At 76.1% G+C, this 15,625-nt stretch carries 17 protein-coding genes and 1 riboswitch; of the genes, 3 read left to right on the top strand and 14 right to left on the bottom strand.

What is annotated here, in order from left to right:
• Positions 1–16 precede the first annotated feature (16 nt).
• Positions 17–1,081: a serine hydrolase domain-containing protein gene (locus ABT006_RS02305; RefSeq protein ID WP_350702090.1), complete on the bottom strand. Its 1,065-nt coding sequence runs from the start codon at positions 1,079–1,081 to the stop codon at positions 17–19.
• A gap of 91 nt (positions 1,082–1,172) precedes the next feature.
• Between ABT006_RS02305 and ABT006_RS02300 the strand changes: the two genes are divergently transcribed.
• Complete coding sequence (locus tag ABT006_RS02300) at positions 1,173–2,648, top strand: dihydrolipoyl dehydrogenase family protein (RefSeq protein WP_350702088.1); 1,476 nt, start codon at positions 1,173–1,175, stop codon at positions 2,646–2,648.
• Positions 2,649–2,698: 50 nt separating this feature from the next.
• On the opposite strand, the gene ABT006_RS02295 is transcribed toward ABT006_RS02300, so the two are convergent.
• Together ABT006_RS02295 and ABT006_RS02290 are read right to left on the bottom strand one after the other, a co-directional pair.
• The gene (locus ABT006_RS02295; RefSeq protein WP_350702086.1) at positions 2,699–3,460 is read right to left on the bottom strand and encodes a crotonase/enoyl-CoA hydratase family protein; all 762 of its coding nucleotides are present in this window, start codon (positions 3,458–3,460) and stop codon (positions 2,699–2,701) included.
• A gap of 42 nt (positions 3,461–3,502) precedes the next feature.
• A complete protein-coding gene (locus ABT006_RS02290) occupies positions 3,503–4,420 on the bottom strand; it encodes an EamA family transporter (protein ID WP_350702084.1) in 918 nt (305 codons plus the stop codon).
• Positions 4,421–4,559: 139 nt separating this feature from the next.
• Positions 4,560–4,754, top strand: a riboswitch (cobalamin riboswitch).
• A gap of 37 nt (positions 4,755–4,791) precedes the next feature.
• Here ABT006_RS02290 and bluB point away from each other — a divergent pair.
• Both bluB and ABT006_RS02280 read left to right on the top strand, forming a co-directional pair.
• On the top strand, positions 4,792–5,421 hold the full coding sequence (bluB, locus tag ABT006_RS02285; RefSeq protein ID WP_350702082.1) for a 5,6-dimethylbenzimidazole synthase: 630 nt from the start codon (positions 4,792–4,794) through the stop codon (positions 5,419–5,421).
• Between the two features lie 149 nt (positions 5,422–5,570).
• A complete protein-coding gene (locus tag ABT006_RS02280; protein WP_350702080.1) occupies positions 5,571–6,410 on the top strand; it encodes a Rieske (2Fe-2S) protein in 840 nt (279 codons plus the stop codon).
• Positions 6,411–6,539: 129 nt separating this feature from the next.
• On the opposite strand, the gene ABT006_RS02275 is transcribed toward ABT006_RS02280, so the two are convergent.
• From ABT006_RS02275 to ABT006_RS02225, 11 genes are all read right to left on the bottom strand, one after another.
• On the bottom strand, positions 6,540–8,054 hold the full coding sequence (locus ABT006_RS02275) for a LysM peptidoglycan-binding domain-containing protein (RefSeq protein ID WP_502890825.1): 1,515 nt from the start codon (positions 8,052–8,054) through the stop codon (positions 6,540–6,542).
• Positions 8,055–8,068: 14 nt separating this feature from the next.
• The gene (locus ABT006_RS02270; protein ID WP_350702079.1) at positions 8,069–8,518 is read right to left on the bottom strand and encodes a hypothetical protein; all 450 of its coding nucleotides are present in this window, start codon (positions 8,516–8,518) and stop codon (positions 8,069–8,071) included.
• Positions 8,519–8,561: 43 nt separating this feature from the next.
• Positions 8,562–9,041 carry a TadE/TadG family type IV pilus assembly protein gene (locus tag ABT006_RS02265; RefSeq protein ID WP_350702077.1) on the bottom strand — a complete coding sequence of 160 codons (480 nt, stop codon included), beginning with the start codon at positions 9,039–9,041 and terminating at the stop codon, positions 8,562–8,564.
• A complete protein-coding gene (locus ABT006_RS02260) occupies positions 9,026–9,448 on the bottom strand; it encodes a TadE family protein (protein ID WP_350702697.1) in 423 nt (140 codons plus the stop codon). Before ABT006_RS02260 ends, ABT006_RS02265 begins: the two co-directional genes overlap by 16 nt.
• Before the next feature lie 123 nt (positions 9,449–9,571).
• Positions 9,572–9,775: a hypothetical protein gene (locus ABT006_RS02255; RefSeq protein WP_350702076.1), complete on the bottom strand. Its 204-nt coding sequence runs from the start codon at positions 9,773–9,775 to the stop codon at positions 9,572–9,574.
• A gap of 26 nt (positions 9,776–9,801) precedes the next feature.
• Positions 9,802–10,674, bottom strand: coding sequence for a type II secretion system F family protein (locus ABT006_RS02250; RefSeq protein ID WP_350702696.1), 873 nt, complete (start codon positions 10,672–10,674; stop codon positions 9,802–9,804).
• A 61-nt stretch (positions 10,675–10,735) separates the two neighbouring features.
• Positions 10,736–11,632, bottom strand: a complete 897-nt coding sequence (locus tag ABT006_RS02245; RefSeq protein ID WP_350702694.1) for a type II secretion system F family protein — start codon at positions 11,630–11,632, stop codon at positions 10,736–10,738.
• A 9-nt stretch (positions 11,633–11,641) separates the two neighbouring features.
• A complete protein-coding gene (locus ABT006_RS02240) occupies positions 11,642–13,219 on the bottom strand; it encodes a TadA family conjugal transfer-associated ATPase (RefSeq protein WP_350702074.1) in 1,578 nt (525 codons plus the stop codon).
• A complete protein-coding gene (locus ABT006_RS02235) occupies positions 13,209–14,009 on the bottom strand; it encodes a CpaE/TadZ family protein (protein WP_350702072.1) in 801 nt (266 codons plus the stop codon). Before ABT006_RS02235 ends, ABT006_RS02240 begins: the two co-directional genes overlap by 11 nt.
• A 2-nt stretch (positions 14,010–14,011) precedes the next feature.
• On the bottom strand, positions 14,012–14,671 hold the full coding sequence (locus ABT006_RS02230) for an SAF domain-containing protein (RefSeq protein WP_350702070.1): 660 nt from the start codon (positions 14,669–14,671) through the stop codon (positions 14,012–14,014).
• Complete coding sequence (locus ABT006_RS02225; protein ID WP_350702692.1) at positions 14,668–15,597, bottom strand: hypothetical protein; 930 nt, start codon at positions 15,595–15,597, stop codon at positions 14,668–14,670. The genes ABT006_RS02230 and ABT006_RS02225 overlap by 4 nt, the downstream gene beginning before the upstream one ends.
• Between the last annotated feature and the right edge of the window lie 28 nt (positions 15,598–15,625).

The following is a 15,625-nucleotide window of genomic DNA, read 5'->3' as shown; positions in this document are numbered from 1 at the left end:
GCGCTGCCCCGGGGGGTCAGAGGCAGGAGTGCAGGGCGTCCACCAGGGCGTCGACCCGGTCGTGGTCGGCCAGATGGGACGTGGCGTAGGCGAAGGTGTAGCCGCGCGCGGGGTCGGCCCAGGCGGAGCTGCCGCCGATCCCGCCCATGCCCCAACTACCGTCCTCCTCCCACTGCATGCCCAGCGTCCACCGGGTGCGCCGGCCCAGCAGCAGGTCGTCGCCGTCGTACTGGACCCGCGTCGCCTCGCCCACCAGCTCCGGGCTGAACAGGCGTACGCCGTGGAGGACGCCGCCGGCGAGCAGGCCAGTGTAGAGCCGGGCCAGAGCGCCCGCCGTCGAGTGCAGGTTGACCGCCGGCACCTCCGCGCCCCGCCAGAGCGGGCTGTTCACCACCGCCAGGTCCCGCCCGCCGGGCGGGTTGTCCAGCGCCCGCGCCCAGAGCGAGCCCGGCGCGCCGGCCACCCGGTCCGGCCACCCCGGGTCGCCGTACCGCAGCTCGGCGCAGCGTCGCCGGTCCGCCTCGCCGAGGCCGAAGCCGAGGTCCAGCCGCCACGGCCCGGCGATCTCCTCGGCCAGGAAGCGGCCCACCGACCGCCCGTCGACCCGCCGCACCAGCTCGCCCACCAGATGCCCGTACGTCCAGGCGTGCTCGCCCGCGACGGAACCCGGCGGCCACTCCGGCCCCGCGGCGGCGAGGTCGGCGCAGAGCAGGTCCCAGTCGGCGATCGCGGCGGCCGGCCGGGGCACCGGGAAGGTCGGTAGTCCGGCGGTGTGCGCGAGCACCTGCCGGACGGTGGCCGCGGTGCGGAAGCCGGGCCAGTGCGCGGCGACCGGGTCGTCCAGGCCGAGCCGGCCCCGGTCGACCAGCATCAGCAGGCAGAGCGCGGCGACGGGCTTGCCGACCGAGTAGACGTTCACCAGCGTCTCCGGCAGCCACGGCCGCCCCGGCGACCGTTCCCCGCCGACGATGTCGACGACCGGCTCCCCGTCGTACCAGATCGCCAGGCCGGCCCCGGTCTCCCGGCCGCTGGCGAGCAGGTCGGCGAAGCAGTCGTGGACGGCGGAGAAGCGGGCGCGCATCCGGCCACCGTAGGTGGCCGACCACCGCCCGGGCAGCGAATATCGCGCCGGCCGGGTGGTCGGAGACCGGGTGGTGCGGAATGCTGGCGGGATGGCGGAGCCGGAACTGGTGGACGTGGTCGTGGTCGGGCTCGGGGTCGGCGGCGAGGAGGTGGCCGGGCGGCTCGCCGAGGCCGGGCTGACCGTCGTCGGCGTCGAGCGTGACCTGGTCGGCGGGGAGTGCCCGTACTGGGGATGCATCCCGAGCAAGATGATGATCAGGGCGGCCAACGCGATCGCCGAGGCGCGCCGGGTCGACGGGCTCGCCGGCACCGCCCAGGTCCGGCCCGACTGGGCGCCCGTGGCGAAGCGGATCCGCGAGGAGGCCACCGACACCTGGGACGACACGGTCGCCGTGGAACGCTTCACCGGCAAGGGCGGCCGGTTCGTCCGGGGCAGCGCCCGCCTCGACGGCCCCGGCCGGGTCCGGGTCGGCGAGCGGGTCTTCCAGGCCCGGCACGGAATCGTGCTCGGCACCGGCACCAAGCCGTCCGTGCCGCCGGTCGACGGGCTGGCCGACACGCCGTACTGGACCAACCGCCAGGCGATCGAGGTCGAGGAGCTGCCGGAGTCGCTGCTGGTGCTGGGCGGCGGCGCGATCGGCCTGGAACTGGCCCAGGTGTTCGCCCGGTTCGGCGTCCGCGTCATCGTCGTCGAGGCGGCGGACCGCGTGCTCGCGGTCGAGGAGCCGGAGGCGTCCGAGGTGGCCGCCGCCGCGCTGCGCGCCGACGGGGTGGAGATCCACACCGGCGTACGGGCGGAGCGGGTCCGCCACGACGGGCGCGGCTTCACGCTGCGCGGGGCCGACGGGGCGGAGTTCACCGGGCAGCGGCTGCTGGTGGTGACCGGCCGTCGGGCCCACCTCGACGAGTTGGGCCTGGACACCGTCGGGGTGGACGCCGGCCAGCGGTACCTGGCCGTCGACGACCGGCTGCGCGTCACCGACGGGATGTGGGCGGTCGGCGACGTCACCGGGGAGGGCGCGTTCACCCACGTCGCCATGTACCAGGCGGGGATCGTCGTCGCCGACGTGCTCGACCACGTCCGGCGCGCGGACGGCGGGCCGGACGCCAGCGGCACCGCCCGCGTGACGGGCGGCGCGGCCGGCGTGGTCAGCGCGTCCGGCACCGCCGGGCCGGGCGCCTCCGCCGGCGCGGTGCCGCCCGCCGACTACCGCGCGCTGCCCCGGGTCACCTTCACCGACCCCGAGATCGGCGCGGTCGGCCTCACCGAACGGCAGGCCCGCGAGCGCGGGATCAACGTGCAGGTCGGCCTCGCCGAGCTGCCGTCGTCGGCGCGCGGCTGGATCCACAAGAGCGGCAACGAGGGCTTCGTCAAGCTGGTCGCCGACGCCGACCAGGGGGTGCTGGTCGGCGCGACGTCGGTCGGGCCGGCCGGCGGCGAGGTGCTCTCCGGCCTGGTGGTGGCGGTGCACGCGGCCGTGCCGCTGGCCCGGCTCCGGCACATGATCTACGCCTACCCGACGTTCCACCGTGCCATCGAGGACGCGCTGCGGCACCTGCGCTAGCCGGCCGCGCCGTGCCGCCAGCGCTAGACGGCCGCGCTGCGGCGCCTGCGCTAGACGGCCGCGCCGTGCCGCCCGGCACCGGCGGCGAACCGGGCCGCCCCGGCCGCCGCGTCGGCGGCGAGCGAGTCCATCCCGTACGCCAGCTCGGTCGCCAGCGCCGCCGGCTCCGGCTGGCCCGCGCCGGCCAGCACGGCGGCCCGGTCGTTACGCAGGCAGGTCTGCGGGTGCCGGGCGATCTCGGCCGCCAGCCGCTCGGCCGCCGCCCGCGCCTCACCCGGGGCGACCAGCCGGTTCACCAGCCCCATCGCGTACGCCTCCTCGGCCGGCACCGGCCGGCCGGTGAGGATCAGGTCCATCGCCCGGCTCTCGCCGATCAGCCGGGGCAGCCGGACCGTCCCCCCGTCGATCAGCGGCACCCCCCAGCGCCGGCAGAACACCCCGAGGACCGCGTCGGACTCGGCGACCCGCAGGTCGCACCAGAGCGCCAGCTCCAACCCGCCGGCCACGGCGTGACCGGAGATCGCGGCGATCACCGGCTTGCCGAGCGTCATCCGGGTCGGGCCCATCGGGCCGTCCCCCTCCGGCTCGACCCGGTTGCCGCTCGGGGTGCCGATCGCCTTCAGGTCGGCCCCCGCGCAGAACGTGCCGCCGGCGCCCCAGAGCACGGCCACCGCCGCGTCGGGGTCGGCCTCGAAGGCGCGGAACGCGTCGGCCAGGGCCCGGGCCGTCGGCCCGTCGACCGCGTTGCGGGCCGCCGGACGGTCCAGGATCACCGTGGTCACCGGCCCGTCGTGCTCGACGCGTACGCCCATCGGCACAGCATGCCCCGGTGGTGCCGGCGGCGCCAGGGGGCGTCAGCGCGCCTTCGTGGCGCGGGGGCGGACCAGGGTCGCGCCCAGCGCGGCGCCGACCACGCACGCCACACCGGCCGCCTGCGGCCAGGCCAGCAGCTCGCCCAGCAGGACCAGCCCGACCAGCGCGCCGATCGCCGGCTCCAGGCTGAGCAGGATCGCGAAGACCCGGGCCGGCATCCGGCGCAGCGCGGCCAGTTCGGCCGAGTACGGCAGCACCGACGACAGCAGTGCCACCGCGACGCCCAGCGCGAGGGTCCACGGATCGAGCAGCGCCGTGCCGCTGCCGGCGACCCCGAACGGCAGTACGGCGAGCGCGGCGACGGCCATCCCCAGCGCGAGACCCTGGCTGCCCGGCACGCGGGCGCTGACCGCCTTGCCGAGCAGTACGTACCCGGCCCAGCCGACCGCGATGGCGACGCACAGCAGCAGCCCCACCCGGTCCACCCCGGTCCCGCCGAGCCCGCTGATCAGCAGCACCCCGCCGCCCGCCAGGACCGCCCACGCCACGTCGGCGGGCCGGCGGCTGCCGGCGAGCGACACCAGCAGCGGTCCCGCGAAACCGATGGTGACCGCCACGCCGAGCGGCACCCGGTGCAGCGCCGCGTAGAAGGCGAGGTTCATCAGCGCCAGGGTGAGCCCGAACGCCCCGACCAGGCCGGCGGCGCGCCAGCCCAGCCGCAGCCCGGGCCGGGCCACGAGCAGCAGGATCAGCGCGGCGAAGCCGAGCCGCAGCGTGGTCGTACCGCCGGCGCTGGTGCTGCCGAAGAGTTGCTTGGCGACGGCCGCACCGACCTGCGTGGAGAGCATGCCCAGCAGCATCAGCAGCGGCGGCGGCACGGCCCGGGGTCGGCCGAGGGCGACGGTCAGCCGGGCCGCCGGGTGGCCGGCCGGCAGCGGGCGGGAGGCGAGTGCGTACACCCGGACCACACTGGTCGCGGACGGCGCGGCCCGCGACCGGATTTCCACGCCCGGCCGGCGGTCGGGCCCGGCCCTTGGCGGGCCGGCCCGGGCGGCGGGGCGGCGGGTCCGCGTGGCGCGGCGCTAGCATGCCGGGCGGCACGATCATGTGAGGTGCCCCGCGCGAGCGGGGAGAATCGGGAAGCCGGTGCGAATCCGGCACGGGCCCGCCGCGGTGACCGGGGAGCCACCGTCCACGCGCGAGAGCGCAGCCACTGGCCCGCCCGGGCCGGGAAGGCGGACGGCCAGGCGTCGATCCGGGAGTCCGAAGACCGGCCTCGCGGCCACGTGCCCACGCCCGGAGCGTGGGCCGAGCGCAGCGGGAGCCTGCCTTGGATCTCTACGACGTCATCCATCGCCGCCGGGACGTCCGCGGCCAGTTCACCGGGGCGCCGGTGCCCGACGGGACGCTCCACCGCGTCCTGACCGCGGCGCACGCCGCGCCGAGCGTCGGCTACTCCCAGCCCTGGGACTTCGTCCTCGTCCGCGACCCCGAGTTGCGGCGCCGGTTTCACGAGCACGTCCTGACCGAGCGGGACACCTTCGCCGCCACCCTGGACGGGGAGGCGGCCGAGCGGTTCGCCCGCATCAAGATCGACGGGGTGCTGGAGTCCACTCTGTCCGTGGTGGTCACCTACGACCCGGCCCGCGCTGGCCCCGCCGTGCTCGGGCGGCACGCCATCGCCGACACCGGGCTCTACTCGGCCTGCCTCGCCATCCAGAACCTCTGGCTGGCCGCCACCGCCGAGGGGCTCGGCGTCGGGTGGGTGTCGTTCTACCGGGAGCCCTGGCTGGCCGAGCTGCTCGGCATCCCCGACGGCGTACGGCCGGTGGCGTGGCTCTGCCTCGGGCCGGTCACCCACTTCGAGGCCGTGCCCGACCTGGCCCGGCACGGCTGGCGGCAGAAGCGCCCGCTGGCCGAGGCGATCCACCACGACCGCTGGACGCCGCCGGACCGCTGACCGCACCATCGCGGAGGGTGGGCCCCATCCGGCCGGGGCCCGCCCGGTTCCGGGTCGGCAGGGGCCTCGTCACGTACCGCTGCGGATCCGTCACCGGAGACCGGTTTGCGGTCGCTCCTGCCGGGAAGTCGGTCCGGGTGCGAGCACTCATGACGAAGATCGAGCAGGCCTCCGCGCTGGACCGGATCGGCGACCGGTTGCAGCGGGCCGTCCAGGCCACCCTCCGCCCAAGACGCGTCCGCGACCTGCTGCACGGTGTGTGGCTGGGGCACCCGCTGCACCCGGCGATGGTGCAGGTGCCGGTCGGCGCGTGGCTCAGCACGGCCGTGCTGGACCTGATGCCGGGGCAGCGCCGCGCCGCCACCGCGCTGTGCGCGGTCGGCACCGTCAGCGCCCTGCCGGCCGCGGTCGCCGGGCTCAACGACTGGGCGGCCCTCGCCCGAGACCAGCGCCGGATCGGCCTGGTGCACGCCGCCTCCAACAGCGTCGGCCTGGCGTTCTACGCCGGCTCCATGGCCGCCCGGATGACCGGCCGGCACAACCTCGGCCGTACGCTCGGCTTCCTCGGGCTCAGCGCCGCGAGCATGGGGGCGTACATCGGCGGGCACCTGGCGTACAAGCAGGGCGCGCAGGTCAACCAGAGCATTTCCGAGCTGCACCGGATGAGTGACGGCTGGCACTCGATCGCGGACATGTCCGCCCTGCCGCAGCGAAAGCTGATCACCCGGGAGATCGACGACGTCTCGGTGATCCTCTACCGGCACGGCGACGAGGTCACCGTGATGCTGGAGCGCTGCCCGCACCAGAGCGGCCCGCTCGGCGAGGGCGAGGTGCAGGAGATCGACGGGCACGCGTGCGTGGTCTGCCCGTGGCACGGCAGCACGTTCCGGCTCAACGGCGGCGAGGTCGTGCACGGGCCGTCCGGCAACGACCAGCAGGTCCTGCCCACCCGCATCGTCAACGGCATGCTGGAAACCCGCCTCCCCTGACCCCACCCACCCCACCCACCCGCCCTCCCACCCCTCATGCCGTTGATCATGAGGTTGTTGCGTCCTGATCGGCGTGTCGCTGCAACAACTTCTTGATCAACGAGGCGTTCGGGGGGTGGGTGGGGTGGGTTAGGGGCGGCGGTGGCGGCCGATTTGGGGTTCGCGGGTGGTGTCCGCGTGGGCCCGGGTCAGGGCGGCCACCGGGCGGGGGGTGGTGGCCGCGTCGCCGTGGCCGCCTGGAGTGGTGCTGCTGCGGGGAATCGCGGTTGTGCCGGTGTGGGTGGTTGCGCCGGCGTCCCGGGGATTCGCGTCCCGTCCGGTTCCGTCGGATGCTGTCCGGTTCCGTCCGGTTCCCTTGTGTCCCGTCGCGCGTCCGGTTCCGCCGCGGCTGCCTCCGTCCCGCCCGGTACCCGCGGCGCCTCGACGGCGTGTGGTGGCGGTGCGGGCCACGCCTGCCGGTACGCGGGCGGGGCGGCCGCGCAGGCCAAGGACCGCGCCGATCTGCGCGCCGACGATGCTCGCCACCGCCAGGACGGCGGAGACCGCGAGCGGCCGGTTCACGCGGTCGGGCTCGCCGGCCCGGGCCGCTCCGACCGTCAGCGTCGGGGCCTCGTCGCCGGGCGCGTCGGCCGGCGGCGGCGCCTGCGCCGGGGGCGTCGCCCGCTCCGGGGTGACCTGTTCCGGGGCGGGCTGTGGGGCCGGCCGCGCCGGCAGGGGTGTGGTGGGACGGGCGACGAGGCGGCCGGTGGCGTGCCGGCGGGCGCCCCGGTCCTCGGCCTCCTGCGGGAGCTTCAGCAACTGGCCCGGGTGGATCCGGTCCGGGTCGTCGATACGGTTCAGCGCGGCCAGTTCACGGTAGTCGTCGAAGTCGTCGAGGTAGCGTTCGGCGACCCTGCCCAGCTGGTCGCCCCGGGCCACCCGGTAGACCGCCGCCCCGTCGGCCGAGGCCCCCGGAACAGGCTGCGCCGCCGAGGCCGCCTGCGTCGCCGAGGCGGCCGGAGCAGCCTGTACTGCCGGAGCAGCCCGCGTGACCGGAGCAGCCTGCGCGGCCGGAGCAGCCCGCGTGACCGGAGCAGGCTGCGCGGCCTGAGTCGCCAGATCGACGTGGGTTGCGCGGGCGGGCGGCAGAGCCGGGCCAGCCTGGACGGCCGGAGCGGCGGAGGCCGGCCAGGTGGCCTGCGGCGGGACAGCCATCGGCGCGGTTGCGATCGGCGCTGCCGGCAGGGCGTACGGGCCGGCGACGGCCGTTGCCGCGCTTGCCGCCGGGCTGGCCGCGATGATCAGCGCGACCGACCCGACCAGGGCGGCGGCGGCCCGCTGCTGGCGGCTCATGCCCGGCAGCCGGGGTGCCGGCCGGCGCAGCGCCTGCGCGCAGAGTTCCACCAACACGGAGAAGGCGAACGTCGCCCACCCGAACCACCCGGCCAGCGCCAGTGCGCGCAGGAAGAGGCGCCCGTCGTCGCGGCTGGTCAGCGTCGCGCCGATCTCCCCGACGGTGGGCAGGTGGTCGGGCAGCGGGTTGCCGGCGAGGGCGAGCAGCGCCACCGGCGCGCCGACCAGCACCGCGCAGAGCACGACGAGCGCGCCGAACCCGGTCAGGATCCGTCCGGTCCGCCGTACGACGGAACGACCCGAAGCGGCCATGGCTGCCTTCCTTCCTACGGTGCTCCGGTGAGCGGCCGCGCGGTCGCCTCGCCGGAGACGGTGACGGTCTCGTCGAAGCCGAACAGGCCGAGCATGGATCTGTGGTGGGTGACGGTGACGCGTACGCGGACCCTGGTTTCCCCGTCGACGACCGGGAAGCTGACGGTGTGGCCGGCGGCGCCGGCGGCGACGAGGTAGTCGGCGACGGCCCGGCGGGCCTGCGGCCGGTTGATCCGGGTGGGCCCGCCCTCGATGGCGGTGGCCCGGTCGATGGCCTGACCGCCGGTCCGGGCGGCCTCGGCCGCGAGGTTGTCGGCCCGCTGCAACGTGCGCAGTTGGCCGGCGCCGTCGAAGGCCATGCCGATGACGGCGAGGATCCCGACCATCGCCACCGCGAGGAAGACGCTCACCCGTCCCTCGTCGCCGAGGGCGGCGGGAGCCGGCCGGACCCGACCGGCGGTCATCGCCGGCTCCGGTAGCGGTCCAGCGGCGAGGTGAGGCCGGCGGTCATCGCCGGCTCCGGTAGCGGTCCAGCGGCGAGGTGAAGCTCGCCGACACCCGCTTGCCGGCGGGCATCCCGGGCAGGACGGACAGGTGCAGGTCCCGGTAGGAGACGGTGCAGGCGATCCGCACGGTGACTGAGGCGTCCTGCCCGGCGGGGCTGCGGAATGCCGCGTCGAGGGTGGTGGGCCTGCCGCGTACCGCGCCGCTGAAGGTCACCTCCGGGCTGCCGGCGCAGGCCAGGCCCCGCCAGTCGAGCTGCCGGCGGGCCGCGTCCCGGGCCTCCGCGCGGGCGGTGCGGGCGTCCCGGGAGATCGACGCGGCGCGGGCGGCGTCGTGGGCGGCGGCGTCGATGGCCTCGGCCGCCACGGCGGTACGCCCCGTGACCCCGGCCAGCACGATCAGCGCGATGAAGGCCGGGGCGAGCACCGCCACCTCGATCGAGACCGAGCCCCGCTCGGCGGTACGGCTCACGGCGTGGTCCACCGTTCCACCGTCCCGTGGGCGGTCTGCCGCACCGGGAAGTCGACCCCCGGGACGACCGACAGGGAGCGACCGCGCACCGTGCAGGTCACCTCGGTCGTGGTGCTCTCGCAGCTCGGGGCGGGCTTGTCCCAGTCGACGAGCCAGCCGCCGGCGGCCCGCAGGAAGCGGGTGGCCCGGGCCTCGCCGGCCCCGGGCGGCGCCTGGTGCAGCCGTTGCGCGTTGACCGCGCTCTGTGCGGCGTTCAGCGCGGTGGAACGGGCGACGAACCAGGCCGCCGTCTGGATCGAGGCGAAGAGCAGCAGCAGGATCGCCGGCATGGCCACCGCCAGCTCGACCGGGTTGGCCCCCCGGTCGGTCCCGCCGGCTGCCAGGCGCCGGGCGACGGCCAGGCCGGGACGCCGGGCCACAGCCAGGCCGGGACGCCGGGCCACAGCCAGGCCGGGGCGGCGGGCGGTGGCCAGGGCGGGGCACCGGGCGACGGTGACCGCCCGGCGCCCCGGCGAGGAGTCTGCGCGGCTCACGGATCAGGGCTACTTCGGGTCCTGGTGCTTCGGGATGTTGTCCATCCAGTCGTTGGCCGCGCCGAGGGCGGCGGCGGTGACCGCCATCGCGACGGCGACCAGGCCGAAGATGATCACGGCGGTGGGTACGGGGCTGTCCCCCCGTTCGCCGTCGCGGCGCAGCTCGGCGAGCCGCGCCGCCAGCGCGACGTGCAGGTAGGTGATGACGGACATGACGGGCTCCTTCTCTCGGGGTCGGATCAGAGGCGGGCGATGAACGGGTAGACGGCGAAGCCGAGCAGGACGAAGACGAGCAGCGCCCCGGGGATGTCGAGGCGGCTGGTCACCCCCTCGGCCCGGGCCAGGTTGTCGGTGCGGATCTGGTCGCGCAGTGAGTCCGCGCGGCTGCGCAGGGTCTCGTGCACCTGCGCGCCCTCGCTGCCGGAGGAGCGCATGATCGCCCCGACGTCGCCCAGCTCCGGGATGCCGATGCGCTCGGCGAGGTCGCGCAGCTCGTCCCAGGGCGAGTGCATCTGCATCTGGGCGATCCGCAGCGCCTCCGAGATGCGGTCGAAGACCCAGCCGTCGCAGACCGCCGCCGCCCGTTCCAGCGACTGCACCGGCCCGTGGGCGGCGGCGAGCTGCAACGCGACCAGGTCCAGGTAGGTGCAGACGGCCTGGCGGAACTCGTCGCGGGCCCTGTCCGCCCGGTCCAGCACCGCCCGGTGCGCGACCAGGGCGCAGAGCAGCGCCAGCCCGAGGCTGCCGAGCACCGGCACGACCACCGGCAGCCGTACGCCGACGGCGAGGAGGGTGCCCCCGAGCAGCGTCGGCGCGGCGAGCCCGATCAGCGCGGAGAGCAGCATCGACAGGGCGTACTGCTCGGGGGTCCGGTCGATCAGGGCGAGCTGCCGGTGCGGTGGCCGTAGCCAGCGGCTCAGCCCGGTCAGCCACTCCAGCCGCCGGTCGGCGGGGGCGGTGAGCTGCCCGCCGCCGGGCGGCTGGTGCAGCCGGCGCAGCGCGGGCCCGAGCGCCGGGGTGGCCGGCACCAGCTCGCGGACCACCAGGAAGACGCCCAGCCCGACGGTCGCCCCGCCGCAGACGGCGAGCGCGAGCTGCCAGTTGAGGACCACCACACTCACGGGGCTGGCCTTTCGTTCCCGACTGCGGGGCTCGCAAGCTCACTCCTCGCGCTCACGCGAGCACCTCCTGCGGGTCGGGGGCGGGCAGGAAGCGCGCCGGCCGGCGCGGCTGGCTCATCGACCGCACCCAGGCCAGCAGGCCGACGAAGGCCGCGCCGAGGGCCGCCATCACGAGCTGCCCGAAGGGCGTGCCGTACGGGCTGACGTACTCGGTGTTGAGCAGCCCGTACGCGACGGTGGCGAGGGTCATCCCGGTGAGGAAGCGGACCGCGAACCGGGGCTGGGTGCGCTTCGCCTCGATCTCCCGGCGGGTGGCCACCTCGGCCGCCGCCGCCTGCGCAATCGAGCCGAGCACGTCGCCGAGGCGCTCGCCCCGGTCGGTCACGTGGAGGATCAGCGCCGCCACCACCTGGTCGCAGACCGGGTCCCCGATCTCGTCGGCGAAGGCGAGCAGCGCGGAGCGGGCCAGCCAGCCGGCCTGGAGGCGGGCGGCGAGCAGCCGTACCTCATCCTGGATCTCCTCGGGCGCGGTGGTGACCGTGCCGATGATCGTCTGCTGGAGACCCTGGCCGGTGGCCGAGACGTCCTTGAGTCGGCGGGTCCACTCACCGACCGCCTCGATCCGGGCGATGGCCCGCTGCTCGGCCTTGCCGACCGAGAACAGCCACGGGGTGCCGGGAACCGCCACCACGACCAGCAGGCCGACCACCGGCAGGCCGGTGACCAGGAAGGCCAGCGCGCCGGCGACCAGCGCGCCGACCAGCAGGGCCTGGTGCGCCCGCTGCTCGCGTGGGCTGGCGCCGGAGCCCTTCCACAGGCGCTCCAGCCCCCGGCCCGCGCCGGGCCCGCCGGGCGGCCGGCGGGTGCCGACGAGCGCGACGACCGCCAGCAGCAGCCCGGCGACGCAGGCGGCCCCGGAGACCACCGCGACGAGTTCGACGTTGCCCAGCACCGTGGGTCACCGCCGCCCGAGCCGGGTCTGTCGGGGCCGCCGCCAGGCACCCGTGCCGGCCTCGATCCACCGGCCGAGCAGCCGGGCGTCGTAGCCGACCCGGAGGAGTTGGGCGCGGATCCGCTCGGGCAGGTGCCGGGGCACCGCCCGCCCGTCCGGCCCGGGACCGAACACCTGCGTGGTGGTGATCCGGTTGCCGTCGCCCACGCCGATGACCTCCTCGACGTGCGAGACGAAGCGGTGCTTGCGCCCGCCGATCGCGGTCTCGTCCTCGACGGTGACGTAGACGATCAGGTCGAGCGCGTTGCCGGCCATCCGGCGGGCCTGGTCGACGGTCATCTCCCGGCCGTGCGCCAGCGCCAGCTCGATGATCCGCTCGCTCACCCCGGCGGGCGTACGCGCGTGGATGGTGCACATCGAGCCCCGGCTGGTCGTCATGGCCTGGAGCATCGGGACGATCTCCCGGGACCGGACCTCGCCGACGATGATCCGCAGCACGCCCATCCGCAGCGAGACGGGGATCAGGTCGGCGATGCTCACCTCGCCGGCCGGGCGGCCGTCCGGCCCGCGCTCGCCGTGCCCCTCCCGGGCCTCGAAGCTCATCACCGCCCGGTGCTTGAGCCGGCGGCGGGCCGGCAGCAGCTCCCGGCTCTCCTCCAGCAGCACGTACGGCTCGTCGGCCGGGATCTCGTCCATCAGCGCCCGGATGACCGTGGTCTTCCCGGCCCCGGCCAGGCCGGCCACCATGATGTTCAGCCCGGCCCGCATGGAGGCGCGCAGGAAGTCGCGCACCAGCGGGTCGATCATCTCGTCCAGGTCGCCCCGGCCGCCGGCGAGGTCGTCCAGGCTCACGTCCAGCGTGTTGTGCTTGCGGATCACCGCGTACGGGCGGTGGCTGACCAGGAACACCGCGGCCAGCCGGCTGCCGTCGGGCAGTTGCAGGTCGAGGGTGGGCTTGGAGGTCGACAGCGACCGCTCGGTGGCCCCGGCGCGGCGGGCCGCCGCCTGGAGGATCTCCACCAGCTCGTCGTCGCTGTCGGCGATCGGCTCGGCCCAGTCCACCCCGCCGCCGTGCCGGGTGACGCGCACCTGGTCGCAGCCGAGGATGTGCACCTCCTCGATGGTGTCGTCGACCAGCAGCGTCTGGAGGCGGCCGAGCCCGGCCAGCTCAGCGGTCACCTGGTCGAGCAGGAGCCGCTCCTCGCCGGCCGCCATCGGGGTGCCCGCGCGGCGCACGGCGTCGGCGTACTCGGCCACCACCGCGACCGCGAGCCGGGCGCGCTCGGTGTCCTCCTCGTCGACGGTGAACTCCCGGCCGCGCTGCCACCGGGTGAGCCGTTCGCTGAGTTCCCGGCGCAGCTCGCGGACCACGTGGAAGTCGACCCGGGCCCGGGGCGGCGGCTCCGGCGGCGGCCCGGCCAGCGGCACCGGGAGGGGCGCCGGCGGGTGGTGCCGCCCGTTGGGCGGGGGCAGCGGCGGCGCGGTGGAGGTGACGCCGGGCGGTGCGGCGGCAGTGGCACCGGGCGGGGTGGCGGTGCCGGGCGGCTGTCGGCGCGGATCGGTGGAGACCGGTTCAAACCGCATCCGGCACCCCCTGCGACACGGGCCAGGCCAGCCGGGCGCGCCGCCGCTCCAACAGCGCCCCGACCGGCACCTCCAGGCCCCCGGCCGCGCGCATCAGCGGCCGACCGGCCCGTACGGTGCCGCCCAGGCTGAGCACCTCGGCCGTACGCGGGTCGTCCGGCAGCCGGGCGACCACCGGCAGCCGCAGTGCCTTGCTCACCTCGCCGCTGCCGTGGCCGTCGCCGACCAGCAGCAGCCGCAGGCTGCCCGGCGGCACCCGGTGCTCGGCGAAGTCCCGCTCGACCGCCCTGACCATCGCGCGGGTGCCGGACAGGTCGGGCAGCCGGGCGCGGCTGACCAGCAGCACCACCGAGGCCGCGCGCAGGATCGGCCAGGGCGGACCGACGACGTGCAGCCGGCCGCAGTCGACGAGCACGTCGTACGGCGGGTCGCCGCGTTCCAGGCTGGCGAAGAAGTCGGCGAACCGCTGCCAGAGCGGGGTGACGCTGCCGGCCTGCGCGGGGTCGACGACGCCAGGCAGCAGCAGCCGTTCCCGCTTCGGCGCGTCCAGGTCGACCAGTTGCGACCAGAACGCGGTCTCCAGGTTGCCGTCGCGCAGCTCGCCGACCGCCAGCTCGCCGATGCCCCGGGGGCCGTCGAGCGCGCCGCCGAGGTAGCCGGCGAGGATGGACCCGCCGGCCGGGTCGCACTCGGCGAGCACCAGCCGCCGGTGCCAGGTCAGGGCGCAGGCCAGGGCGGAGGTGGTGACGCCCGGGGAGCCCTTCGCCGAGAGCAGCGCGATGATCGCCATGCTCAGGCCGCCTCGGTCAGCACGACGGCGACCCGTTCCTGCGCGGAGAGCGCCACCACGGCCGGCACGTCCCGCACGGCGAGCGCCAGGTAGACCACCACCTCGTCGTCATCGGCGGATGTCGCGGTGTCGATGACCGTCGCCTCGAACCGGGTGGCGGCGCCCGCCGGGCGGTCGTCGTTGCCGTCCGGTGTGCTGACCAGCAGAACCTTGTCGCCGGGGTGCAGCTCGCGGGCGGGCACCTCGGCGGGCCCGAGACCCAGCGCGAGCTGCTGCTGCCCGGGGCCGAGCAGCGGGTCGTCGGTGAGCTGGGCCATGGTCAGCAGGGTCCCGGGGGTCAGCGACACGGCGGCCCGCTTGCCGAGCACCTCGTCGAGCCGGCCGGCCGGGACCGGGGACAGGCCCTGGCCGCCGGTCACCTGCACCGGCACCAGGTCGTCGGCGCTGATCTGCCGGCCGACCTCGACCGGTCGGGCCACGGCGAGGTAGCTGCCGGTGGCGCGTACGGAGGTGACCGCGAACGCCGCCCCCAGGCCGCCGAGGGCGATCAGCAGCACGGCCAGGCCGAGCAGCCCGGGTCGCATCCGGCGCTGCCGCACCACCTTCGGCGGGGCGATCGGCGCGTCCACCGGTCCGGTCCCGTTCCGGGTCGCCACATTCATTCCGACACCACCTGTAGTTCGTTGATCCGGACCGGGACCGTCCCCGTGGTCCGGTTGACCGGGATGACGCCGCTCTGGCTGCCGCCTTCCCAGGTCACCGTCCAGTACGTCGTGGCCCGCACCCGGTAGTCGCCGGCCTTCGGGTAGCCGCTTCCGTAGCCGCAGTCGGGGGACCGGCGTCCGGCGAGCGGGCCGTCGGCCCGGTACGGGGTGCCGGCGCCGTAGCAGGTGACCGTGCGGCCGTTGCCCATGTCCCAGACGATCCGGCGGAACGTCGCCGTGATCTTCACGGTCAGGCCCCGGTCGGTCTCCGACGCCTCCCGGGTCGGCCCGAAGTACTTGGGATCGTCGTTGCTGCCCCACATCCAGACCGGCAGCCCGACCAGGCCGGGACCCTTGCTGCGGCGGGGAGCGACCGCGATCCGGGGCGCCGCGATGGTGATCTTGGCCAGCGCCCGTCGGGCGAGTTCCTCCGGGTCGGGTGGCGCGCCGAAGCCGGGCGGCGGGGCGTCGAGCAGGACTTCGGTCTGGGTGCCGACGTCACCGCCGTTGCAGGTGCGCGTGTACCACTGCTTGCCCTCGGGGGCCTCCTGCTGCGGCTCGGAGAGCTTGTAGTAGCAGCCGTCGCCGTTGTTGAACCAGCCGAGCACGTCGTCGTAGCACTTCACCGTGCGGCCGTTCCACTGGCACTTCCCGCCGCCACCCCCGCCGCCCGAGTCGCCGCCCCCGCCGGTGTCCCCGCCGCCGGGGCCGCCCGGGGTGCCGGGGTCGTCGTCCCAGACGCTGCAGTCGCTCTGCCCGGGCGGGCACTCCGCGCCGGGGTCCGCGCGCCCCGCGACGGGTGCGGACACGGCCGCCCCGAGCGCCAGCAGCAGCGCCAGGCCGGCACCGGCCAGCGCCCGGCGGGTCGCTCCGGCACGGGCCAGCGCCCGGCGGGTCGCCCCGGCCCCGGCG

The sequence above is a fragment of the Micromonospora sp. NPDC002717 genome, from assembly GCF_040295705.1.
Taxonomy (GTDB): Bacteria; Actinomycetota; Actinomycetes; order Mycobacteriales; family Micromonosporaceae; genus Micromonospora.
Note: the sequence above shows the minus strand (reverse complement) of the source record. Positions and strands in the feature narration are given on the sequence as shown.